Consider the following 22,293-nt stretch of genomic DNA (forward strand, 5'->3'; position numbering starts at 1 on the left):
GGAGTGACCAGCATGACAACGGTTCGGTACAACCCAGGACCGGTTGTCCGTGTCGGCCTATACGCTCGAAGCGACAATCGTGCGACCGGCGTTGCCCGACGTCGGCCGCACTGGTGCGTCCACCTCAGACTCCAGGAGTTTTCATGCATGGCCACGGCTACACGCAGCCGGTGAAGCAGCCGCCCCCGACGGGGTGGCTGGTCTTCCTGCGCGTGCTGTTCGTGGCGCTCTCGTTCTTCAGCATCGGCATCCTGGCCTGGGCGATGCTGCTGCGCCTGGCGATCGTCACGCGCAAGGGGATCGACTGGGGTCTGTTCGTCGCCGCGTTCGTGAACGTCATCCTCGCGCTCGTGCTGCTCGGCACCGAGCCCGGCGACGAGGTCCACACGGTGGGTGGCTGGACGGGGATGATCCTGCTCCTCGGCGGGCTCGTCGCCGTGACCGCGTACTACCTCGCGGCGGACGTACGCCACTTCCACCAGCTCCGCTACGGCGCCTACGCACCGCAGCCCGGACCGGCGCCCACACCGACACCGGCGTACGGCTACCCGCAGGCCGCGGCGCCGACACCGTCCCCGTACACCGCGACGACCATGCCCCAGACGCCTGCGGCGTCGCACAGCCCGCACACGCCGCAGCCTTCGCAGACGCCGCAGCCGCCCCTGCCCACCACCCCGCCGCCCCACCGCCCCGCGCCCGCCCGCATCGACCAGGTGCGCGCCGAGCTCGACGAGCTCAGTGACTACCTGCGCCGCCAGGACGGTCACCACGACCGCCACCACGACGGCAATCACGAGGGCGGAAGGTGAGCGTGACGACGGGACGTGTCGTCGCCGGCCGCTATGAACTGTCCACGCTCATCGGGCAGGGCGGCATGGGCCAGGTCTGGACGGCCTACGACCAGCGGCTCGACCGGCGCGTGGCGGTGAAGCTGCTGCGCCCCGACAAGGTGGCCGGCCAGGAGGCGGACGAGCTGCGCCGCCGCTTCGTGCGCGAGTGCCGGGTGACCGCGCAGGTCGACCACCCCGGCCTGGTCACGGTCCACGACGCGGGCAGCGAGGGCGAGGAGCTGTTCCTCGTCATGCAGTACGTCGACGGCGCCGACCTCTCCGACCACCTCGCCGAGCACGACCCGTACCCGTGGCAATGGGCGGTCGCGGTCGCCGCGCAACTGTGCGCCGTGCTGAGCGCCGTGCACGCCGTGCCGATCGTCCACCGCGACCTCAAGCCGCGCAACGTGATGGTGAAGCAGGACGGCACGGTCACCGTCCTCGACCTCGGCGTCGCGTCCGTGATGGACGCGGACACCACCCGCCTCACCCACACCGGCACCCCCATCGGCTCTCCCGCCTACATGGCCCCCGAGCAGGCGATGGGCGGCGCGGTCGGCCCGTACACCGACCTGTACGCGCTCGGCGTACTCCTGCACGAGCTCCTCAGCGGAGACGTCCCATTCGCCGGCTCGACGGCCCTCGGCGTGCTGCACCGGCACCTGTACGAGCCTCCGCTGCCCGTGCGCCGTATCCGCGCCGAAGTCCCGGAGCCCCTCGAAGCGCTCGTCCTGCGCCTGCTCGCCAAGGACCCGCAGCACCGCCCGGCCTCCGCGCAGGACGTGTACGAGGACCTGGCGCAGCTCCTGCCCCCGCGCGGCATGCCCACCGGGGCGCCCCTCGACCCCACCCGCCCCTTCCTGCGCCCGCACGCCCCCTGGCCGGACCGCGCCCGTACGCCCGCGCCCCAGCCCGCCCCCGCGGCCGTGCCGCCCGCCGCCGAGAAGCCGGACGTCGCCCGGGCCGTCGACGAGGTCAAGCGTCTCCTCGGCGAGGGCCGCATCACCCAGGCCGTCGACATCCTCGGCGCGATCCTGCCGGCCGCCGCCGAACAGCACGGCGAGCGTTCCCCGGTCGTCCGCACCCTGCGCAAGCAGTACGCGGCCACCCTCATGGACGACGGCCAGTACCGGCGCGCGCTGCCCGAACTGCGCCGCCTCGCCGACGAACGCGCCGCTGAGGCCGGCCAGGCCGACCCCCAGTCGCTCCGCTACCGCTACGAGGCCGCCCAGTGCCTGGAGCAGCTCGGCGAACCGGCGGCGGCGCTCGCCGAGTACCGGGCACTGCTGCCGTACTACGAGAACCAGTACGTGGCCGGCGACCCGGAACTCGCCCACGACGTCCGCCGCCGCATCGGCCACCTCCTCCTCGCCCTGGGCGACCGCGCCGCCGCCCACGACACGCTGGTACGGCTGCTGCACGACGCGGAGCGTCTGCACGGCCCGGGCCACCCCTTCGCGGCGGAGATCCGCCGGACCCTCCAGTGGCTGGGTCAGGTGCGCGGTTAGGTGCGCGGCCGCAGGGGCACGAAGCCCCTGCACGCCAAGACGTACCGCAGCCGCCGTGGCCGGTGAGGCGCGGCGGTGCCAGAAGTACTGCCGAATCGTTGGTCGAATGGGTTGGCCAGAGCTTGCCCACTGCCTACCATCGATCACCGCAAGACCTTGTGCACCGCCGCACAAACTCCTCGGGAGGCTTCCTTGCACCGCCGTCGTCGCACCGGGCTCCTCCTCTCCGCCGCGATCGCCGCGGCCCCCCTCATCACCGCCTGTGGCAACGACGCGCATCCCGGCGCGGCGGCCGTCGTCGGCGGCCAGCGGATCACCGTCTCCCAGCTGGAGACCCGGGTGAACGAGGTGCGCGCGGCACAGCGGGCGGCGGTACCGGACGACGCGCAGTACGAGCAGGCGATCGCCAAGACCGGGACGCTCTCCCGCGACACCCTGCACAACATGGTCCTGGAGCGGGTGCTGCAGCGCGCCGCCCAGGACGCGGGCGTGAGCGTCAGCCGCAAGGAGATCCAGCAGATGCGCAGCGGCCTGGAGGAGCAGACCGGCGGCTCCAAGGCCCTGGAGGCCGCCTGGCTGCAGCAGTACGGCATCGCCCCCGAGCGCCTGGACGAGAACCTCCGCCTCCAGCTGGAGGCCCAGAAGCTCGCCACCAGCCTCGGTACCAACACCGGCGACCCCGCCTTCTGGAACGCCCTGGCCGAGGCCTCCAAGAAGCTGAACGTCGACCTCAACCCGCGCTACGGCACCTGGGACGTGGACAAGAGCAGCCGCGTCGACACGAAGACGCCGTGGGTGCGGGAGGTCACGACGACGGAGACGCAGCAGACGGCCTGACCGCACCGCGGGGTTGTTCATACGATCACATCGAGCCCCCCGCCCTGTGGACAACTTGATCGCCTCGTCGGCGGCGTGCGTTAGCTTCGAATCGTGAACGCAACCAGCCCCGAAGCCGCCACCGCTCCCGAGCCCGCCACCGGCCGCATCGTCCTCCTCACCACCAGCCACCGCGTCGCCCCCGGCCTGTTGTCCTGGCCCGCCTGGCAGGCACTGCACGCCGCCGACCGAGTGCTGTGCGCGGACGGCGCCCACCCGCAGCTGCCGTATCTGCGCGAGGCGGGCATAACGGTCGACGAGGCGTCCCCGACCGCCGAGGAACTGATCGACGCGTGCGCCGGCGGACGGACGGTCGTCGTGGTCGCCACCGGCGAGGGCGAGCCGGCCCTCACAGACGGCCTGGCACGCCTCGCGGGCTCCGGCCGCGTCCACATGCCCGACCTGGAGCTGCTCCCCGCCTCCTACGACCTGCCGGGCGCCCGCCTCCTGGACCTCGTCCAGGTCATGGACCGCATCCGCGCCGAGTGCCCGTGGTCGTCCCAGCAGACCCACAAGGGCCTGGCGAAGTACGGCATCGAGGAGGCGTACGAGCTCGTCGAGGCCATCGAGGAGGGCGACCGAGACGAACTCCGCGAGGAGCTGGGCGACGTCCTGCTCCAGGTGGTCTTCCACGCCCGCATCGCCGAGGAGGACTCCGAGGCCCCCTTCTCCATCGACGACGTCGCCGGCGGCATCGTCACCAAGCTCATCCACCGCCACCCGCACGTCTTCGGGGACGAGACCGCCACGACCCCCGAGGAGGTCAAGGAGCACTGGCTGCGCACGAAGGCGATAGAGAAGCAGCGCGAGTCGGTGACGGACGGCGTCCCCCTCGGCCAGCCGGGCCTCGCCCTGGCGGCGAAGCTGGCGTCGAGAGTGCGGACGGCGGGCCTGGACGTGCCGTTGCCGGCGGCCGAGGGCGTCGGCTACGACCTGCTCGCACTGGCGGTACGGGCCGAGGCGGAGGGCGTGGATCCGGAGGCGGCCCTACGAGCGGCGGCGCGGACGTACCGGGACGCGATCAGGCGGACGGAGACGCAGCCGGAGACGCAAGGGGAGGGGGAGCGAGAGGAGTAGAGAGGCAGAGGCAGCAGAAAGAGGCGTACCGCACAGCTGTCGGCATGGACATTTCGGGGTCAGTCCGCCGCCAGGAACGTCCCCGCCAAGAACCCAGCTACCGTCAAGGAGTGACCGACCAGCCCACCCCCACGAGCCCTGCCCCCGAACTCTTCACCTGGGAGTTCGCGACGGACCCCTACCCCGCCTACGCCTGGCTCCGGGAAAACGCCCCCGCCCACAAGACCCGACTCCCCAGCGGCGTGGAGGCATGGCTGGTCACCCGCTACACGGACGCCAAACAGGCTCTCGCCGACCAGCGGCTCTCCAAGAACCCCGCGCACCACGACGAGCCCGCGCACGCCAAGGGCAAGACCGGCATCCCCGGCGAGCGCAAGGCCGAGTTGATGACGCACCTGCTCAACATCGACCCGCCCGACCACACGAGGCTGCGCCGACTCGTCTCCAAGGCGTTCACCCCGAGACGCGTCGCCGAATTCGCGCCCCGCGTGCAGGAGTTGACCGACCACCTCATCGACCAGTTCGCCGACAGGGGCAGCGCCGACCTCATCCACGACTTCGCCTTCCCGCTCCCCATCTACGCGATCTGCGACCTGCTCGGGGTTCCCCGTGAGGACCAGGACGATTTCCGGGACTGGGCGGGGATGATGATCCGTCATGGCGGCGGGCCGCGCGGCGGAGTGGCGCGGTCGGTGAAGAAGATGCGGGGCTATCTCGCCGAGCTCATCCACCGCAAGCGCGAGGCCCTGACGGCCGAGAGCGCCCCCGGCGAGGACCTCATCTCCGGTCTCATCCGGGCCTCCGACCACGGTGAGCACCTCACCGAGAACGAGGCCGCGGCCATGGCCTTCATCCTCCTGTTCGCAGGCTTCGAGACAACCGTCAATCTCATCGGCAACGGCACCTACGCCCTCCTCACCCACCCCGAACAGCGAGACCGACTCCAGAAGGCGCTCGCCGCCGACGACACGGCGCTCCTCGAGACCGGTGTGGAGGAACTCCTCCGCTACGACGGCCCCGTCGAGCTCGCCACCTGGCGGTTCGCGACCGAGCCGGTCAGCATCGGCGGACAGGACATCGCGACCGGCGACCCCGTCCTCGTCGTCCTCGCCGCCGCGGACCGGGACCCTGAGCGGTTCGCCGATCCGGACACGCTCGACCTGTCCCGCCGCGACAACCAGCACCTCGGATACGGCCACGGCATCCACTACTGCCTCGGCGCCCCCCTCGCCCGCTTGGAGGGCCAGACCGCGCTCGCGACGCTTCTCACCCGTCTTCCGGACCTGCAACTCGCGATGGATTCAGCTGATTTGCGGTGGCGGGGCGGTCTCATCATGCGCGGGCTGCGGACGTTGCCCGTCGAGTTCACGCCGCGTGGCTGACTCGCTCACCTGCGTAAAGGTGACGCGCCCTCAAGTCTGTGATCTTCACGTGATCTGCGCGGCATTAACTTGTGACAAGTGATCGACTGCCTATACGTTCACGCCAGCGCGGCGCCGAGCCTCACCCGCCACGCTGGTCACCGTTGTCTCGCGAAAGGTTTCCGCATGCTCTCCGGGAACGGCCGTCATCGTCGCCCCCGCCAGGCTCCGGCCATCCTTGTGGCGGCCGGAGTGACCGGCTCCGCCATCGCGATCCCGCTCCTCGGCGCCACCGGCGCGAGCGCGGCGACCGGCACCACGTGGGACCAGGTGGCGAACTGCGAGACGGACGGCTCCTGGAGCGAGAACGCCGGCGACGGGTACTACGGCGGGCTCCACATCGCCCAGGACGACTGGGAGCAGTACGGCGGCCTCGACTACGCCTCGCGCGCCGACCAGGCCAGCCGCTCCCAGCAGATAGCCGTCGCGGAGAAGATCCTCGCGGACCAGGGCGTCGGCTACTGGTCCACCTGCGGCCTGCTCAACGGCCTCAGCAAGGACACCGCGGCGCCCGGCGTCGACACGGGTGTGGCGGACGACGCGACGTCGGGCGCGAAGGATTCGTCCGGCTCATCTGACTCGTCCGGCTTGTCCGACTCCTCCGGGTCGTCGGCGGACTCGTCCGGCGATGCGGCTTCGGACGCGCCTTCGTCGTCCGTGTCGCCCACGCCGTCCGATTCTGACGCCCGGTCGGATTCTTCCGGCGAAGCCGACAACTCGGCAAAGTCCGACACATCGTCCGATTCTGCTGCAACCCCCGGCGCCTCGCAGGGCTCCGGCGGCGACTCCGGCAGTGACTCCACCGGCGTGACGAATCCGGACGACTCGGACAACTTCTGGCAAGAGGGCGGCTCTTCGGCCCTCGTCGACACCGGCTCCCTCGGTGCGGGCAAGCATCGAGGCGACAGCGCCGACGAGACGGCCGCGGCCACGGACACGGACGCGGGTACCGCCGCCGCCGACGCGGGCGCCTCTGCCGGCCGTCACGCCGCCCGCGCGGACTCGTACACCGTCCGCCCCGGGGACACTCTCGCCTCCATTGCCGACTCCCTTGGCCTCCAAGGCGGGTGGCGTGAGCTCTACGCGGAGAACAAGCAGGCGATCGGCGCCGACGCGAGCGTCATCGTGCCCGGTCAGACCCTCACCGTAGGTATCGAATCGGGCGAAAACTAGCGGGAGTTCGCGTCACACTTCGCCACCGAATGTCCGATTTGGCGAAGTGTGGGATGAGTCTCAGAAGCCTTGATCGTCTTTGAAATTCCGCGGATCGCGTGTCTACCGTCGGGACCGCTCGCCAACACGAGCCCCGGCCGCCGCAACGCCGAATCCTGCCAGTGGCGCCCGGGAACAGTCGTCGCGTAAAGCGCCGTAGGCAGGAGCGGGGGACCCAAGGTAAGTGCCGGGACCAGCAGTTGAGCTGGGACCGGCTTGGGGTTAAGCCGTGCCGCGCACGAAACAGCGCGAGGCACGGCCGGGCAACTCAACCGGCCCGAACCCGACAGCTCACCTCGCAGGCGTCGGTGAGGGGATCCACCATGCTGTTTTCCGCCAAGGGCAAGCACCGCCGTCCGTCCAAGGCCACCCGTGCCATCGCCATCGCCGGTGTCACCGGTGCCGCCGTCGCCGCCCCGCTGATGGCCGCCGGCAGTGCCTCCGCCGCCACCGCCTCCGAGTGGGACGCCGTGGCCCAGTGCGAGTCCGGCGGCAACTGGTCCATCAACACCGGCAACGGCTACTACGGCGGTCTGCAGTTCTCGGCCTCCACCTGGGCCGCGTACGGCGGCACGCAGTACGCCGCGCAGGCCAACCAGGCCTCCAAGGCGCAGCAGATAGCCGTCGCCGAGAAGGTCCTCGCGGGTCAGGGCAAGGGCGCTTGGCCGAACTGCGGTGTGAACCTGTCGAACTCCGCCTACAACGGCAGCGCCGACACCTCGTCGAACACGTCCAGCGGCTCCGGCAGCTCGGACAGCAGCTCCTCGGAGAGCAGCCGTTCGACCGAGCAGCCGGCCTCCCGTTCCGCGGACCGCCCGGCCGCGAAGAAGACCGTCACCACCCCGACCGGCAAGAAGGTCAAGAAGGGCGACGGCGAGTACAAGGTCGTCTCCGGCGACACCCTCAGCTCCATAGCCGAGGAGCACGACGTCAAGGGCGGCTGGGACAAGCTGTTCGAGCTGAACAAGGACATCGTCACCGACGCCGACCTCATCTACCCGGGCCAGCAGCTGCACCTGAAGTAAGGGCTGCACCTGAAGTGAGGGCTGCACCTGAAGTGAGGGCTGCGCCCGAAGGCAAGAGCCGCGACTGAAGGCAAGAGTCGCGCCTGAAGTACTACGCGGCTCTCAGCTGAACCACAGCGCCCTCTTATCCGTGGACTCCATAGTGGAGGCCTCGTGAGGGCCACCCCCCCGTCCCCACGGGCTCCCCGCTCCGGTGCGTCTTCCCCCGTACGCACCGGGGCGGGGCTTTTTCATGCCGGTCCTGTGCGATTTCCCCGCGAGTTGCACGCCACTCTTTGTTCCGTTCGGAAACAATTTACTCTCGGTTCTGTCCATCCGGTGGTCGACCGGCTGGCCGATCGCCCGGAGCCGGTTAGGCTCGTCTCGCAGAACCCACCGCGGTCCTGCCGAACCGCGTCACATTGAAGAAGGAGATGCTCGTGCCGTCCATCGACGTCGTCGTAGCCCGGGAAATCCTGGACTCCCGAGGCAACCCCACGGTCGAGGTCGAGGTCGGCCTCGACGACGGCAGCACGGGTCGTGCCGCCGTCCCCTCCGGCGCCTCCACGGGCGCCTTCGAGGCCATCGAGCTCCGCGACGGTGACCCCAACCGCTACCTGGGCAAGGGCGTCGAGAAGGCCGTCCTCGCCGTGATCGAGCAGATCGGCCCGGAGCTCGTCGGCTACGACGCCACCGAGCAGCGCCTGATCGACCAGGCGATGTTCGACCTGGACGCCACCGACAACAAGGGCTCCCTCGGCGCCAACGCCATCCTCGGCGTCTCGCTCGCCGTCGCCCACGCCGCCTCCGAGGCCAGCGACCTCCCGCTCTTCCGCTACCTGGGCGGCCCGAACGCGCACCTGCTGCCCGTTCCGATGATGAACATCCTGAACGGCGGCTCGCACGCCGACTCCAACGTGGACATCCAGGAGTTCATGATCGCCCCGATCGGCGCGGAGTCCTTCTCCGAGGCGCTGCGCTGGGGCGCCGAGGTCTACCACACCCTCAAGAAGGTGCTGAAGACCAAGGGCCTGTCCACCGGCCTGGGCGACGAGGGCGGCTTCGCCCCGAACCTGGAGTCGAACCGCGCCGCGCTCGACCTCATCCTCGAGGCCATCAAGCAGGCCGGCTACGTCCCCGGTGAGCAGATCGCGCTCGCGCTCGACGTCGCCGCGTCCGAGTTCTACAAGGACGGCAAGTACGAGTTCGAGGGCAAGTCCCGCTCGGCCGCCGAGATGACCGAGTACTACGAGGAGCTCGTGGCCTCGTACCCGCTGGTCTCCATCGAGGACCCGCTGTACGAGGACGACTGGGCCGGCTGGAAGGTCATCACCGACAAGCTCGGCGACAAGGTCCAGATCGTCGGCGACGACCTCTTCGTCACCAACCCCGAGCGCCTGGCCCGCGGCATCGAGGAGGGCTCCGCGAACGCCCTGCTCGTCAAGGTGAACCAGATCGGCTCGCTGACCGAGACCCTGGACGCCGTCGAGATGGCCCAGCGCAACGGCTTCAAGTGCATGATGTCCCACCGCTCCGGCGAGACCGAGGACGTCACCATCGCCGACCTCGCCGTCGCGGTGAACTGCGGCCAGATCAAGACCGGCGCCCCGGCCCGCTCGGACCGCGTCGCCAAGTACAACCAGCTGCTGCGCATCGAGGAGATCCTCGACGACGCCGCGGTGTACGCCGGCCGCAGCGCGTTCCCCCGCTTCAAGGGCTGAGCCAAGCAGGGCTAAGCCTCAGCCAGTCGTACGTACGTCCCCGTACCGGTCCCGTACCGTGTGCGGGGACGTACGCACGTGTGAGACGGGAGGCGGGGAAACATGGCCGTGAAGGACCGGGACCGTTTCTCCACCGCGACCAGGATCAAGCTGCTCGGCGAGCAGACCGCGGCCCGTGTGTACCGTTCCCAGACCAAGCGGCAGGCCCGCCGCTCCCGGCTCACCGGACGGGCCGCGCTCCTCGCCCTGGTCCTGTGCACGCTGATCGTGGCCCTGGCCTATCCCATAAGGCAGTACGTCTCCCAGCGCGCCGAGATCGCCGATCTCGAGCAGCAGCAGGAGCAGGCCCGGCAGCGGGTCGAGCAGCTGCGCGACCTCAAGGCGCGCTGGCAGGACGACGCGTACGCGGAGCAGCAGATCCGGCAGCGGCTGCACTATGTGATGCCGGGGGAGACTGGTTACATCGTCATCGACCCGGACGCGGCCAGGCAGTCGCGCGCCGACCTCGGGGCGGCCGACCGCCCCTGGTACGCGAACGTCTGGGACGGCGTCGACAAGTCCGACGCCTCCGACAGCTGATCCGACGCCTCCAAGCAGTGAACTGCCAGTGAACTGAGCGATAGAAAGACAGGCATGCAAACGCCCCCGCCCCCTACTCCGCGCACCGAGCCCACCGACGCGGACGTCGAGGCCTTCAAGCAGCAGCTCGGGCGTCCGCCGCGCGGTCTGCGCGCGATCGCGCACCGCTGCCCGTGCGGCGAGCCGGACGTGGTCGAGACGGCCCCCCGCCTCCCCGACGGCACGCCCTTCCCGACGCTGTACTACCTGACGTGCCCCAAGGCGAACTCCGCCATCGGCACCCTCGAGGCGAACGGCGTCATGAAGGAGATGACCGAGCGGCTGGCGACCGACCCGGAACTCGCCGCCGCCTACCGTGCCGCGCACGAGGACTACATCCGGCGCCGCGACGAGATCGAGGAGCTGACGGGCTTCCCCAGCGCGGGCGGCATGCCGGACCGGGTGAAGTGCCTGCACGTCCTGGTCGCCCACTCCCTGGCGGCCGGCCCCGGGGTCAACCCGCTGGGCGACGAGGCGCTGGAGATGCTGCCGGAGTGGTGGCGGAAGGGGACGTGTGTGACGCGACTCCAGGAGACATCCACGGAGCCCGCTCAGCATGCTCAGTCCGTTCAGGAGGACGCCAAGTGACCCGGGTCGCCGCCGTCGACTGCGGTACGAACTCCATCCGGCTCCTCGTCGCCGACACCACTGCATCCAATAGCGCCTCCGGCGCGGGGGCGACCGCCGAACTGGTCGACCTCGACCGCCGTATGACGATCGTCCGCCTCGGCCAGGGCGTCGACAGCACCGGGCGGCTCGCCCCCGAGGCCCTGGAGCGGACCTTCGCCGCCTGCCGCGAGTACGCGGCGATCATCAAGGAGCACGGCGCGGAGCGCCTGCGCTTCGTCGCCACCTCCGCCTCCCGGGACGCGGAGAACCGGGACGAGTTCGTACGAGGGGTGCTGGACATCCTCGGTGTCGAGCCGGAGGTCATCACCGGCGACCACGAGGCGGAGTTCTCCTTCACCGGCGCCACCAAGGAACTGACCGGCCGCGGCGACCTCGCCAAGCCCTACCTGGTGGTGGACATCGGCGGCGGCTCGACCGAGTTCGTCGTCGGCGACGACCACGTGCGCGCGGCGCGCTCGGTCGACGTGGGCTGTGTCCGGATGACCGAGCGGCACCTGGTGAAGGACGGGGTGGTGAGCGACCCGCCGTCCGCGGAGCAGATCGCGGCGATGCGGGCCGACATCGAGGCGGCCCTCGACCTCGCCGAGCAGACGGTCCCGCTGCGCGAGGCGCACACGCTGGTGGGCCTGGCCGGCTCGGTGACGACGGTCTCGGCGATCGCCCAGGACCTCCCCGAGTACGACTCCACGGCCATCCACCACTCCCGCGTCACCCACGACCGCGTCCGCGAGATCACCGAGTGGCTCCTGCACTCCACCCACGCCGAACGCGCGGCCGTCCCCTCCATGCACCCGGGCCGCGTCGACGTCATCGCCGCGGGCGCCCTGATCCTGCTCTCGATCATGGAGCGGATCGGCGCGGCGGAGGTCGTCGTCAGCGAGCACGACATCCTCGACGGCATCGCCTGGAGCGTGGCCGAAGAGCTCGCGTAGCACTCTGCTGAGCAGGCAGGATGCCCGTTTGAGCACACCCGAGGGGCCCTGGTGGGCCCCTCGGTGACACTCCCCGGGGAAAGTTCGTGAAGTTCTTCACAAGGAATTCGGCCCTGTCGGAGGACGAAGGCGTCCCCGTTGACCCCTCCGGGGGTTCAACACCCGCGTGAACGTGTTCAAAAGAGGCGTGCGAGGACGTTTCACGGAGGCTCCGGAAGGGTCTCTCGCGAGGGCCCGACGGAGGGGTTTCGGGGCCAGAGAGGCAGCTCACGCGGCATTGACAACGGCCTGCCGTACACGCTGGTTCCCACTCCGCGCCATGACGTGGATCACGCGAGCGGCGGAGGATAGCACACACCACCAGGAAGCTTGTGAAGGGGCGCACGAGCGACCCCCCTGAGGCGGGTGGATACTCGATGGCATGAGCACCACGGAGCGTCCCAGGATCCTCGTAGTAGGCGGTGGGTACGTAGGCCTGTACGCAGCTCGGCGCATCATGAAGAAGATGCGCTACGGCGAGGCGACCGTCACGGTCGTCGACCCCCGGTCGTACATGACCTACCAGCCCTTCCTCCCCGAAACCGCCGCCGGCAGCATCTCCCCGCGCCACGTCGTCGTCCCGCTGCGACGCGTGCTGCCCAAGGCGGAGGTCCTCACCGGCCGGGTCACCACCATCGATCAGGACCGCAAGGTCGCCACGATCTCGCCGCTGGTCGGCGAGGCGTACGAGCTGCCCTTCGACTATCTGGTCGTCGCCCTCGGCGCGGTCTCCCGCACCTTCCCGATCCCCGGCCTCGCCGAGCAGGGCATCGGTATGAAGGGCATCGAGGAGGCCATCGGCCTGCGCAACCACGTCCTCGAGCAGCTCGACAAGGCCGACTCCACGAACGACGAGGAGATCCGCCGCAAGGCGCTCACCTTCGTCTTCATCGGCGGTGGCTTCGCGGGTGCGGAGACCATCGGCGAGGTCGAGGACATGGCCCGCGACGCGGCCAAGTACTACAACAACGTCTCCCGCGAGGACATGCGGTTCGTCCTCGTCGACGCCGCCGACAAGATCCTCCCGGAGGTCGGCCCCAAGCTCGGCCAGTACGGCAAGGAGCACCTGGAGAGCCGGGGCGTGGAGATCTACCTCTCCACCTCCATGGACTCCTGCGTCGACGGCCACGTGGTGCTGAAGAACGGCCTGGAGGTCGACTCCAACACCATCGTGTGGACGGCCGGCGTCAAGCCGAACCCCGCCCTTGGCCGCTACGGCCTTCCGCTGGGCCCCCGTGGTCACGTCGACTGCGAGCCGACGCTCCAGGTCAAGGGCACGGACTACATCTGGGCCGCGGGCGACAACGCCCAGGTCCCGGACCTCATCGGCCGCAAGGCGGGCAACGAGAACGCCTGGTGCCCCCCGAACGCCCAGCACGCCCTCCGTCAGGCGCGGGTCCTCGGCGACAACGTGATCTCCGGTATGCGGGGCTTCCCGCAGAAGGACTACAGCCACGCCAACAAGGGTGCTGTGGCAGGCCTCGGCCTCCACAAGGGCGTCGCGATGATCGTCATGGGCAAGATGAAGATCAAGCTCAAGGGCCGTCTCGCCTGGTACATGCACCGCGGCTACCACGGTCTGGCCATGCCGACCTGGAACCGCAAGATCCGCGTCTTCGCCGACTGGACCCTCGCCATGTTCCTCAAGCGCGAGGTCGTCGCCCTCGGTGCCCTGGAGACTCCGCGCGAGGAGTTCTACGAGGCCGCCAAGCCGGCGCCGGTCGCTGCCGCGAGCAAGACCGAGAGCCGGTCCAAGGCCGAGGACAAGCCGAAGGCCGAGCAGGCCAAGGCCTCCTGACCTCCGGTCACCGAGTCGCTGAGTCACCGAACGCCCCGAAGGGGCCGCCCGCCATCCGTGGTGCGGGCGGCCCCTTCGGCGTTCCCGCTCACGGCAAAGTCCGTGTCACGTGCACGCATTTTGCGAAGCCGTAACGCGAACGAGGGACTGCGCCCCGGCCCCGCAGGTGTTTACGTAGGTAAGGGACATTCCGGGATCCCTCGTCACGGAGGTTGCGCCATGGCAGACGCCGCGCTGCGGCTGAAGAGCCTCGTTGAACAGTTGCTGGGTGTACCGCTACCCGTGCGCATCCGCGCCTGGGACGGTTCGCAGGCGGGGCCGCCGGGCGCGCCGACACTCGTGGTGCGTAATCGGCGGGCTGTGCGGCGGTTGCTGTGGAAGCCCGGCGAGCTGGGCCTCGCCCGTGCCTGGGTCGCCGGCGACCTGGACATCGAGGGGGACCTCTACGCCGGCCTCGACCTGATGTCCGGGCTCATCTGGGAGCGCGACGAGGACGCCCGCAGCCTCGCCCAGGCCCTGCGCGACCCCGAGGTGCGGGCCGCCGTACGCGGACTCATCGCCCTGGCCGGACCCCCGCTGCCGCCCGCCCCGCCCCGCGAGGAGGTCCGCAGACCCCGCCGTCATCTGCACACCAAGCGCACCGACAAGCGGGCCATCAGCCATCACTACGACGTCGGGAACGACTTCTACGAGATCGTCCTCGGGCCGAGCATGGTGTACTCCTGCGCCTACTGGCAGGCCCCGGAGTCCGAGGGCGGCACCCTCGAAGGCGCCCAGCGCGACAAGCTCGAACTCATCTCCCGCAAGCTCGGCCTGAGCCCCGGCGGGCGCCTCCTCGACGTCGGCTGCGGCTGGGGCTCCATGGCCATCCACGCCGCCCGCGAGCACGGCGTGAGCGTCGTCGGGATCACGCTCTCCCAGGAGCAGGCCGCGTACGCCCGTAAGCGCGTCGCTGACGAGGGACTCACCGACCGGGTCGAGATCCGCGTACAGGACTACCGGGATGTGGCCGACGGGCCCTACGACGCGATCTCCTCCGTCGGGATGGCCGAACATGTCGGCTCCGAGCGGTACCTGGAGTACGCCGAGGTGCTCCGGCGGCTTCTCAAGCCCGGTGGGCGGCTGCTCAACCATCAGATCGCCCGGCGGCCCCACCGGGACGAATCGGCGTACAACGTCGACGAGTTCATCGACTCCTATGTGTTTCCGGACGGGGAGCTCGCCCCCGTCGGCACCACCGTCACCCAGCTCGAACGCGCCGGGTTCGAGGTGCGGGACGTCGAGTCGATCCGCGAGCACTACGCCCTCACGCTGCGCCGCTGGGTCACGAACCTGGAGGGGGAGTGGACACGTGCGGTGCAGCTCGCCGGTGCCGGGCGGGCCCGGGTCTGGCGGCTGTACATGGCCGCCTCCGCGCTCGCCTTCGAGCACAACCGCATCGGCGTGAACCAGGTCGTGGCGATCCGGACCCCCGAGTCCGGTGACTCGGGGATGCCTCTGCGGTCCCGTACCTGGAACTGAAGCAGACGAGCAAGCAGAACCAACAAGCAGAACAAACAAGAGGGGCCCGTCGCCACCGGCGACGGGCCCCGACTGCCGTACCGCTACTCGGACTTGATCGCCGCCAGCATGTTCAGCCGTCCGGCCCGCCGGGCCGGCCACAGCGCCGCCAGGACGCCGACCGTCGCCGCCAGGAGCAGGAAGACCGCCATCCGGGCCCACGGCAGGACGAGTTCGTACGTCGCCAGGCTCGAGCCGAGGAGTTCGCCGGCCGCCCAGCCGAAGAACACGCCCAGGCCGATGCCCAGGACTCCGCCGAAGAGGCAGATGACCAGGGACTCCAGGCGGACCATCCGCTTGATGCCCCTGCGGTCCAGGCCGATCGCGCGGAGCATGCCGATCTCCTGGGAGCGTTCGAAGACCGACATGGCCAGGGTGTTGATGACACCGAGGACCGCGACGAGGACGGCCATGGCCAGCAGGCCGTAGAGCATGTTCAGCATCAGCGTGAACATCTGCGCGATCTCGTCGGAGAGGTCCTTCTTGTCCTGGACCTTGATGGCCGGGTTGGAGCCGAGGGCCTTCTCCAGCTGGTCCTTCGTCGCGCCGGACGTGCCGTCGGACGTCTTGACCATGACCTGCATGTCGGCGGGGTCCGACTGGTGCGGGGAGAGCGTGGCGTTGTCCAGGATGATGCCCTGGATCATCTCGTTGCCCTCGTAGACCCCGGCGACGGTCAGCTTCTGCTTCTCGCCGTCCTCGTAGGAGACGGTGAAGCTCGAACCGGCCTTCCAGCCGTGGGACGTGGCCGTCGTGTCGTCCACGACGACCTGCGTGCCGCCCACCTTGAAGGCGCCGCTGTCGACCTTGAGGTCGGTCAGCTCGCCGATGGTGCTGCCCGTGACGCCGGTGAGGTACTCGGTCTCGCCGTCGATGCGGGAGGGCGCGTTGCGCAGCGGGCTGGTTGCGGTGACGTCGTCGATCCGGCCCAGCTTCTTCTCGACGTCCGGCGACAGCTCGTTGCCGTTCGCCATGGACACCACGTAGTCGGCCTTGATCGCGGACGCCGCCATCTTGTCGATCGACTTCTGCAGGCTGCCCGCCATCACCGTCATGCCGGTGATCAGGGTGAGGCCGATCATCAGCGCGGAGGCGGTGGCGGCCGTACGGCGCGGGTTGCGCACCGAGTTCTGGCGGGCCAGCTTGCCCGAGACGCCGAAGACGCGCAGGACCGGTGCCGCGGCCGCGATCAGCGGGCGGGACAGCAGCGGGGTGAGGATGAAGACGCCGATGATCAGGAGGACCGCGCCGAGGCCCATCGGGGCCTGGCCGTCCGAGCCGGACATCGTCGTCGCCGCGAGGACGACCGCGATGCCCGCGCCCGAGAAGAGCGCGCCCAGTGTGTTGCGCAGCACCAGTGACTTGGTGGTCGCCGCGGCGTACAGGCTGCTCATCGCCGCCACCGGCGGGATCTTCGCGGCCCGGCGGCCCGGCAGCCAGGCCGCCAGCATGGTGACGAGGACGCCGACCGCGAGGGCCGCCCCGACCGTGCCGGGCGTGATGATCAGCGGTCCGTCCGGGACGGTCGCGCCGAGCGAGCCCATCAGCGACCGCAGCCCCGCCCCGATGCCGATACCCGCGGCGAGACCGGTCACCGCGGCGACCACGCCCACCACGAACGCCTCGATGAGGACCGAGCGGGTGACCTGCCGGCGCGAGGCACCGACGGCCCGCAGCAGGGCCAGCTCCTTGGTGCGCTGGGCGACCAGCATGGTGAAGGTGTTGGCGATGATGAACGTACCGACGAACAGCGCGATGCCCGCGAAGACCAGCAGGCCCTGCTTGAGGCCGGACATCGAGGAGGAGATCATCTCCGCCTGGTCGGCGGCCAGTTGCTCGCCGGTCGTCGTCTCGACGAGGTTCTTCGGCAGCGCCTTGTCCAGCTCCGCCTTCAGCGCGGTCTGACTCACGCCCGCCTTCGCCCGCACGTCGATCTGGTCGTACGTGCCCGTCTTGCCGAACAGCCGCTGGGCCGTGGCCGTGTCGAAGAGGGCGAGGCTGCCGCCGGCGGCGACATTGCCGTCGTCGGTGGTGAAGATGCCGGTGATCTTCGGGTCGAGCACCGGGCCGTCCACCGAGAGCCGTACGGTGTCGCCGACCTCGTACCCGGCGCGCTTCGCCGTCTCCGAGTCGATCAGGACCTCGCCCGCACCGCTCGGCGCATGCCCGCTGACCAGCGGATACCGGGTGTCCTTGGTGCCCCAGTAGTTCCCGCCCTGAGACTGGAAGCCGCCGCCGATCAGCTTGCCGTCCTTGTCGGCGATGGCGGTGAAGCCGTTGACCACGCCGATGGCGGAGGCGGCGCCCGGCACCTTCGTGCTCTCGTCGAGCAGCGGCTGCGTCAGCTCGGCCGTCTTGCCGACGGTGTCGCCCTCGCTGTCCTGGTGCTCGGGTTCCACGGCCACGTCGACCTGGTCGAAGCCCTTGGCCGAACTCTTCTGGTACGCCTCGGAGATGGTGTTGGTGAAGACCAGGGTGCCCGACACGAAGGCCACGCCGAGCATCACGGCGAGCACGGTCATGAGCAGCCTGGCCTTGTGCGCGAACACGTTGCGCAGGGCGGTGCGGAACATCAGCTGGTACGGCCCTTCGCGTCGAACTGCTTCATGAAGTCGAGGACGGACTCAGCAGTCGGGCCGTACACCTCGTCGACGATCCGCCCGTCCGCCAGGAACACCACGCGGTCCGCGTACGCCGCCGCCACCGGGTCGTGGGTCACCATCACCACGGTCTGCCCGAGCTCCCGTACGGAGTTGCGCAGGAAGCCCAGCACCTCGGCGCCGGAGCGCGAGTCGAGGTTTCCGGTCGGCTCGTCGCCGAAGATGATGTCGGGCCTGGAGGCCAGGGCGCGGGCCACGGCGACGCGCTGCTGCTGGCCGCCGGACAGCTGGGAGGGGCGGTGGCCGAGCCGGTCGGCGAGGCCGACCATCGCGATCACCGAGTCCAGCCACTGCTTGTCCGGCTTGCGGCCCGCGATGTCCATGGGCAGCGTGATGTTCTCCAGGGCCGTGAGGGTCGGCAGCAGGTTGAACGCCTGGAAGATGAAGCCGATCTTGTCCCGGCGCAGCTTGGTCAGCTGCTTGTCCTTCAGCGAGCCCAGCTCGGTCTCGCCGATGCGCACCGAACCCGAGGAGAACGTGTCCAGACCGGCCACGCAGTGCATCAGCGTGGACTTGCCGGACCCCGAGGGGCCCATGATCGCGGTGAACTCGGCCTGCCGGAAGTCGACGGAGACCCGGTCGAGGGCGACCACCTGGGTCTCGCCCTGTCCGTAGATCTTCGACAGATCCGTGGCACGCGCGGCCACGGCGGTGGCCCGGCCGGCGATGGATGCGGTGGTCACGAGAAGGCACTCCCCAGGAACGATGGGTTGGTCGGAGGGACGACATCCATCGTCCGGGCCGCGAGCCGCCGTGTAGTCAGCCGCTGCTCCGGTTCCGCAGGGGGACTCGGGTCGGACCACACTCCGCGGTGTCATACCTGGGGATGACGGCCGTCCCTGACGGGTGGTGTGCAGAGGACGGCCGGTGTTGCGCAGAGAAAACGGCCGGAGTGTGCAGAGAACAGGTGGAGCCCCCTCGTTCGGACGGTGAAATTCCGTCATTCCGCAGGCGCGGTCGAAGGGCACGCGCAAGGCTATTGGCAAGTGCGGATGGCCTGTTCCGGGTGCTGATGCTCCCTCAGGCGTCAATAAAATAAGACAACATGGGTCCGCCCGGCCGATGTACGGGGGATGTCTCCCGATAGGCTCGGAACCTCGATGCGGAGCCCATGGCCTGCCCGGATGGTGGAATGCAGACACGGCGAGCTTAAACCTCGCTGCCCCTTCGCGGGCGTGCCGGTTCAAGTCCGGCTCCGGGCACTTCGGGAACCTGCACCCTCCATTGAAGAGTTCACCGCACGACCGTTGACAGCGGGCGCGTGCGGTCGGAAACTCATGTCTGAAAGTGAGTGAAATAAACTTCACCACGCGAACAAACGAAGACGCGAACACGCGAAGACCCGGAAACACGGAGGCTGGTCGATGCGCACCACCGTCGGCATCATCGGAGCGGGCCCCGCCGGCCTCCTCCTCGCCCGGCTGCTCCACAACGCCGGCATCGACTCGGTCGTCCTGGAGAGCCGCGACCGCGCCTATGTCGAGCAGCGGCAGCGGGCCGGAATCCTGGAGCAGGGCACGGTGGACGTCCTGCGCGCGGCCGGCGCCTCGGAGCGCATGGACCGCGAGGGCCTGCGCCACGACGGCATAGAGCTGCGGTACGCCAAGAAGCGCCACCGCGTCGACTTCCCCGCCCTCACCGGCGGCCGGTCGGTGATGGTCTACGCCCAGACCGAGGTCTGCAAGGACCTCATCGCCCTCCAGCTCAAGGAGGGCGGCCCGCTGCTCTTCGAGGCGGAGGCGCTGGCCGTCGAGGGCGCCGACACCGACAGCCCGCGCGTCCGCTTCCGGCACGAGGGGGTCGAGGACGTCCTGGAGTGCGACTACGTCGTCGGCTGCGACGGCTTCTGGGGCGTGGCCCGCAAGGCGGTCCCCGCCGCGCTGTCCCGGACCTTCGAACGGACGTACCCCTTCGGTTGGCTCGGCATCCTCGCCGACGTGCCGCCCTCCCACGACGAGCTGGTCTACGCCCACCACGACCGCGGGTTCGCCCTGCTGTCCATGCGCACCCCGTCCGTCTCCCGCCTCTACCTCCAGGTGCCCGAGGGCACCGACGCCGAGGCGTGGCGCGACGAGGACATCTGGGCGGAACTGGAGCGCCGCTTCGAGACCGCCGACGGCTGGCGCCTTCAGCGCGGCCCGATCACCCAGAAGTCGGTCACCCCGATGCGCTCCTACGTCCACGAGCCCATGCGGCACGGCCGCCTGTTCCTGGCCGGCGACGCGGCCCACATCGTGCCGCCGACGGGAGCCAAGGGCCTCAACCTGGCCGTCGGGGACGTCGTCACCTTCGCGAGGGCACTGACGTACGAGAAGGAGACCGGCTCGGCCGAGCTGCTCGACGCCTACTCCGCGACCTGCCTCGGCCGGGTCTGGCAGGCCGAGCGGTTCTCCTACGACATGACGACCCTCCTGCACCGGGCCCCCGACGCCACCGCCTTCGAGGACCGCCTCCAGCTGGCCCGGCTGGAACGGCTCGCGTCCTCCCGGGCCGCCGAGACCGACCTGGCCGAGGGGTACACGGGGTTTCCGTTCGGGTGAGGCCGCCGTGGCCGGGAATCAGCGGGCCGCGTAGCGTGTTGGCCAGCACGACGAGGGAAAGATCCTCCCCAAGCACTAGGGTCATTCCTTTGCCTACCTATTACTCTTGAGCCAAGGCCCACACACACGGTGGCCATGGAGGAGTGAAATGAGGAGCAGCAACCCGGTCTTCTCGCGACGGGGGTTCAGCCGCGACAACGGCTACGCGGGCTTCAACACCGCGCCGCAGGCCGGGAGCGCAGCTGTGGGTACGCAGGGCAACCCGTACGCGCAGCCGCAGGCCGGCAACCCGTACGCGCAGAACCCGTACGCGCAGCAGGATCTTCAGCAGGGAGCACCGCCGCAGGCACCGGTCACCACCGGCCGCATGACGATGGACGACGTCGTCCTGCGCACCGGCACCACCCTCGGCGTCCTGATCGTCACGGCCGCGCTGGCCTGGGCACTGCTGCCCATCGACGACGCGAACATCAGTCGTTCGTACGGCATCGGTATCGGCGCCGCGCTGATCGGCATGGTCCTGGCGTTCGTCCAGTCCTTCAAGCGCAAGGCCTCGCCCGCGCTGATCCTGATGTACGCCGCGTTCGAGGGCGTCTTCCTCGGCGTCCTGTCCAACATCGTCGACAACCGCATCGCCGACGGTGCGGCCATGCAGGCCGTGATCGGCACCATGGCGGTCTTCGCCGGTGTGCTGGTGGCGTACAAGGCAGGCTGGATCCGCGTCAACCGCCGGTTCTACGGCTTCGTGATGGCGGCCGCGCTCGGCTTCATCCTGCTGATGATGGTGAACCTGCTGTTCGCCGTCTTCGGCGGCGGTGACGGCCTCGGCTTCCGCAGCGGACCGCTCGGCGTGATCTTCGGCGTCGTCGGCATCCTGCTCGGCGCCTGCTTCCTCGCCCTGGACTTCAAGCAGGTCGAGGACGGCATCGCCTACGGCGCTCCGCGCGAGGAGGCGTGGCTGGCGGCCTTCGGGCTGACGCTGACGCTGGTGTGGATCTACATGGAGTTCCTGAGGATCATCGCGATCCTCAACAGCAGCGACTAGCGCGTGCAGCGGCAGTTGCCGCAGCGGTAGTCGCGAGTAGCGGCGAAAGGGCCCCGGGTACCGTCCCGGGGCCCTTTGTCGTGGTGCGCGCCTAGGCGAAGTTGCGCGCGGCCCTCCTCAGGTCGTACTCGTGAACGATGGCCTTCGCGTGGCCGTACGCGAGGTTGTGTTCGTGCCGGAGCCAGCTGACCTTCTCCTCGAAGCGGAAGAGGGAGGGGCCTTCTTCGACGGTGCGGAGCCAGTCGGACACTTCACGACCGGTGCAGTGGGGGATGCGGGCGAGCATGTTGCGGTGGGTCTCCTCGGAGAGGACGTGGGACATCGGCGCCTCCGGACGCAAAGGGGATGTAAGCCGGTCCTTCAGGTCACCGTGCCTGAGCGTTCGCCCGTTGGCAACAGTCCCGGTGGGGCGCGTAGTGCCTTTTCGGGCGGATCGGGCCGACGGGCAAGCACCGGACAGGTCTCCGCTGGCATGATCCGCCGCCAAGGCCCTACGCTCGCGGCGTGGTGGATACGACGCGTCTGTGCCGTGCGGTGGATCACTTCGCCGATCGTCTTCGGGCCGCTCCGCAGAGCCGGTTGCAGCGGGGCGCTGCCGCCGAGGCTCTGGGGCTGGCCAGGGAGTTCGCCCGATGGGCGCAGAAGGTGGAGGCGCCCGGGGCCGAGCCTCGGGAGATGCCGGACGCGGGGATGTTCGCCGCGGCCGACCAGATCACCGTCGCCGTGCACGACTTGGCCCTCGTCCTCACGGACGAGGGCCAGGTGGATGATGCGGTGCGGTTGGTGGAGGAGGCGCAGAAGCGGGCGGGGGTTTGAGTTGAG

19 protein-coding genes, 1 tRNA gene and 1 riboswitch are annotated in these 22,293 nt (G+C 69.7%); of the genes, 17 read left to right on the forward strand and 3 right to left on the reverse strand.

Features of this window, described 5'->3' with window-relative positions; translation table 11 throughout:
• Positions 1-143: 143 nt before the first annotated feature.
• The 13 genes from OG252_RS29825 (at position 144) to OG252_RS29885 (ending at position 15,187) form a co-directional block, all read left to right on the forward strand.
• A complete protein-coding gene (locus tag OG252_RS29825; RefSeq protein ID WP_329339960.1) occupies positions 144-809 on the forward strand; it encodes a hypothetical protein in 666 nt (221 codons plus the stop codon).
• Between the two features lie 38 nt (positions 810-847).
• Positions 848-2,338, forward strand: a complete 1,491-nt coding sequence (locus OG252_RS29830; RefSeq protein WP_329345217.1) for a protein kinase domain-containing protein — start codon at positions 848-850, stop codon at positions 2,336-2,338.
• Positions 2,339-2,530: 192 nt separating this feature from the next.
• Entirely contained in the window at positions 2,531-3,175 is a 645-nt protein-coding gene (locus OG252_RS29835; RefSeq protein WP_329339962.1) for a SurA N-terminal domain-containing protein, read from the forward strand.
• A gap of 93 nt (positions 3,176-3,268) precedes the next feature.
• Positions 3,269-4,291, forward strand: coding sequence for a nucleoside triphosphate pyrophosphohydrolase (locus tag OG252_RS29840; protein WP_329339964.1), 1,023 nt, complete (start codon positions 3,269-3,271; stop codon positions 4,289-4,291).
• A gap of 110 nt (positions 4,292-4,401) precedes the next feature.
• Positions 4,402-5,673, forward strand: coding sequence for a cytochrome P450 family protein (locus OG252_RS29845; RefSeq protein ID WP_329339966.1), 1,272 nt, complete (start codon positions 4,402-4,404; stop codon positions 5,671-5,673).
• 165 nt (positions 5,674-5,838) lie between these two features.
• On the forward strand, positions 5,839-6,885 hold the full coding sequence (locus OG252_RS29850) for a LysM peptidoglycan-binding domain-containing protein (protein ID WP_329339969.1): 1,047 nt from the start codon (positions 5,839-5,841) through the stop codon (positions 6,883-6,885).
• A 181-nt stretch (positions 6,886-7,066) separates the two neighbouring features.
• Positions 7,067-7,244: riboswitch (cyclic di-AMP (ydaO/yuaA leader) on the forward strand.
• A 3-nt stretch (positions 7,245-7,247) separates the two neighbouring features.
• Positions 7,248-7,949 carry a LysM peptidoglycan-binding domain-containing protein gene (locus OG252_RS29855; RefSeq protein WP_266438449.1) on the forward strand — a complete coding sequence of 234 codons (702 nt, stop codon included), beginning with the start codon at positions 7,248-7,250 and terminating at the stop codon, positions 7,947-7,949.
• 413 nt (positions 7,950-8,362) lie between these two features.
• Positions 8,363-9,649, forward strand: coding sequence for a phosphopyruvate hydratase (eno, locus tag OG252_RS29860; protein WP_266438452.1), 1,287 nt, complete (start codon positions 8,363-8,365; stop codon positions 9,647-9,649).
• Between the two features lie 102 nt (positions 9,650-9,751).
• The gene (locus OG252_RS29865; RefSeq protein WP_329339973.1) at positions 9,752-10,228 is read left to right on the forward strand and encodes an FtsB family cell division protein; all 477 of its coding nucleotides are present in this window, start codon (positions 9,752-9,754) and stop codon (positions 10,226-10,228) included.
• A 54-nt stretch (positions 10,229-10,282) separates the two neighbouring features.
• Positions 10,283-10,855 (forward strand): DUF501 domain-containing protein, encoded by a 573-nt coding sequence (locus tag OG252_RS29870; protein ID WP_266438457.1) that lies wholly within the window; start codon positions 10,283-10,285, stop codon positions 10,853-10,855.
• The gene (locus OG252_RS29875; RefSeq protein WP_266438459.1) at positions 10,852-11,829 is read left to right on the forward strand and encodes a Ppx/GppA phosphatase family protein; all 978 of its coding nucleotides are present in this window, start codon (positions 10,852-10,854) and stop codon (positions 11,827-11,829) included. The genes OG252_RS29870 and OG252_RS29875 overlap by 4 nt, the downstream gene beginning before the upstream one ends.
• Positions 11,830-12,250: 421 nt before the next feature.
• On the forward strand, positions 12,251-13,666 hold the full coding sequence (locus tag OG252_RS29880; RefSeq protein ID WP_266438462.1) for an NAD(P)/FAD-dependent oxidoreductase: 1,416 nt from the start codon (positions 12,251-12,253) through the stop codon (positions 13,664-13,666).
• A gap of 219 nt (positions 13,667-13,885) precedes the next feature.
• Positions 13,886-15,187, forward strand: a complete 1,302-nt coding sequence (locus tag OG252_RS29885; protein ID WP_329339977.1) for a cyclopropane-fatty-acyl-phospholipid synthase family protein — start codon at positions 13,886-13,888, stop codon at positions 15,185-15,187.
• An 83-nt stretch (positions 15,188-15,270) separates the two neighbouring features.
• Here OG252_RS29885 and OG252_RS29890 read toward each other — a convergent pair whose 3' ends face one another.
• Positions 15,271-17,799: an ABC transporter permease gene (locus OG252_RS29890; RefSeq protein ID WP_329339979.1), complete on the reverse strand. Its 2,529-nt coding sequence runs from the start codon at positions 17,797-17,799 to the stop codon at positions 15,271-15,273.
• On the reverse strand, positions 17,799-18,569 hold the full coding sequence (locus OG252_RS29895; protein ID WP_266438468.1) for an ABC transporter ATP-binding protein: 771 nt from the start codon (positions 18,567-18,569) through the stop codon (positions 17,799-17,801). Before OG252_RS29895 ends, OG252_RS29890 begins: the two co-directional genes overlap by 1 nt.
• Before the next feature lie 435 nt (positions 18,570-19,004).
• Between OG252_RS29895 and OG252_RS29900 the strand changes: the two genes are divergently transcribed.
• The 3 genes from OG252_RS29900 (at position 19,005) to OG252_RS29910 (ending at position 21,471) form a co-directional block, all read left to right on the forward strand.
• Positions 19,005-19,088 (forward strand) — tRNA-Leu (locus OG252_RS29900).
• Positions 19,089-19,250: 162 nt separating this feature from the next.
• On the forward strand, positions 19,251-20,426 hold the full coding sequence (locus tag OG252_RS29905; protein ID WP_329339982.1) for a 4-hydroxybenzoate 3-monooxygenase: 1,176 nt from the start codon (positions 19,251-19,253) through the stop codon (positions 20,424-20,426).
• 148 nt (positions 20,427-20,574) lie between these two features.
• On the forward strand, positions 20,575-21,471 hold the full coding sequence (locus OG252_RS29910) for a Bax inhibitor-1/YccA family protein (protein WP_266438474.1): 897 nt from the start codon (positions 20,575-20,577) through the stop codon (positions 21,469-21,471).
• Positions 21,472-21,562: 91 nt separating this feature from the next.
• Here the strand turns inward: OG252_RS29910 and OG252_RS29915 are convergent, their stop codons facing one another.
• Positions 21,563-21,793, reverse strand: coding sequence for a DUF4287 domain-containing protein (locus tag OG252_RS29915; protein WP_266438476.1), 231 nt, complete (start codon positions 21,791-21,793; stop codon positions 21,563-21,565).
• Positions 21,794-21,975: 182 nt separating this feature from the next.
• Here OG252_RS29915 and OG252_RS29920 point away from each other — a divergent pair, with 182 nt between their 5' ends.
• Positions 21,976-22,287 (forward strand): hypothetical protein, encoded by a 312-nt coding sequence (locus OG252_RS29920; RefSeq protein WP_266438478.1) that lies wholly within the window; start codon positions 21,976-21,978, stop codon positions 22,285-22,287.
• Positions 22,288-22,293 lie beyond the last annotated feature (6 nt).

This window comes from Streptomyces sp. NBC_01352 (assembly GCF_036237295.1).
GTDB lineage: Bacteria > Actinomycetota > Actinomycetes > Streptomycetales > Streptomycetaceae > Streptomyces > Streptomyces plumbiresistens.

Coding starts and splice junctions, on each gene's coding strand:
- OG252_RS29865 (WP_329339973.1), top strand. CDS start 9,752: ATGGCCGTGAAGGACCGGGACCGTTTCTCCACCGCGACCAGGATCAAG.
- OG252_RS29850 (WP_329339969.1), top strand. CDS start 5,839: ATGCTCTCCGGGAACGGCCGTCATCGTCGCCCCCGCCAGGCTCCGGCC.
- OG252_RS29880 (WP_266438462.1), top strand. CDS start 12,251: ATGAGCACCACGGAGCGTCCCAGGATCCTCGTAGTAGGCGGTGGGTAC.
- OG252_RS29890 (WP_329339979.1), bottom strand. CDS start 17,799: ATGTTCCGCACCGCCCTGCGCAACGTGTTCGCGCACAAGGCCAGGCTG.
- OG252_RS29885 (WP_329339977.1), top strand. CDS start 13,886: ATGGCAGACGCCGCGCTGCGGCTGAAGAGCCTCGTTGAACAGTTGCTG.
- OG252_RS29905 (WP_329339982.1), top strand. CDS start 19,251: ATGCGCACCACCGTCGGCATCATCGGAGCGGGCCCCGCCGGCCTCCTC.
- OG252_RS29825 (WP_329339960.1), top strand. CDS start 144: ATGCATGGCCACGGCTACACGCAGCCGGTGAAGCAGCCGCCCCCGACG.
- OG252_RS29910 (WP_266438474.1), top strand. CDS start 20,575: ATGAGGAGCAGCAACCCGGTCTTCTCGCGACGGGGGTTCAGCCGCGAC.
- OG252_RS29870 (WP_266438457.1), top strand. CDS start 10,283: ATGCAAACGCCCCCGCCCCCTACTCCGCGCACCGAGCCCACCGACGCG.
- OG252_RS29915 (WP_266438476.1), bottom strand. CDS start 21,793: ATGTCCCACGTCCTCTCCGAGGAGACCCACCGCAACATGCTCGCCCGC.
- OG252_RS29855 (WP_266438449.1), top strand. CDS start 7,248: ATGCTGTTTTCCGCCAAGGGCAAGCACCGCCGTCCGTCCAAGGCCACC.
- eno (WP_266438452.1), top strand. CDS start 8,363: ATGCTCGTGCCGTCCATCGACGTCGTCGTAGCCCGGGAAATCCTGGAC.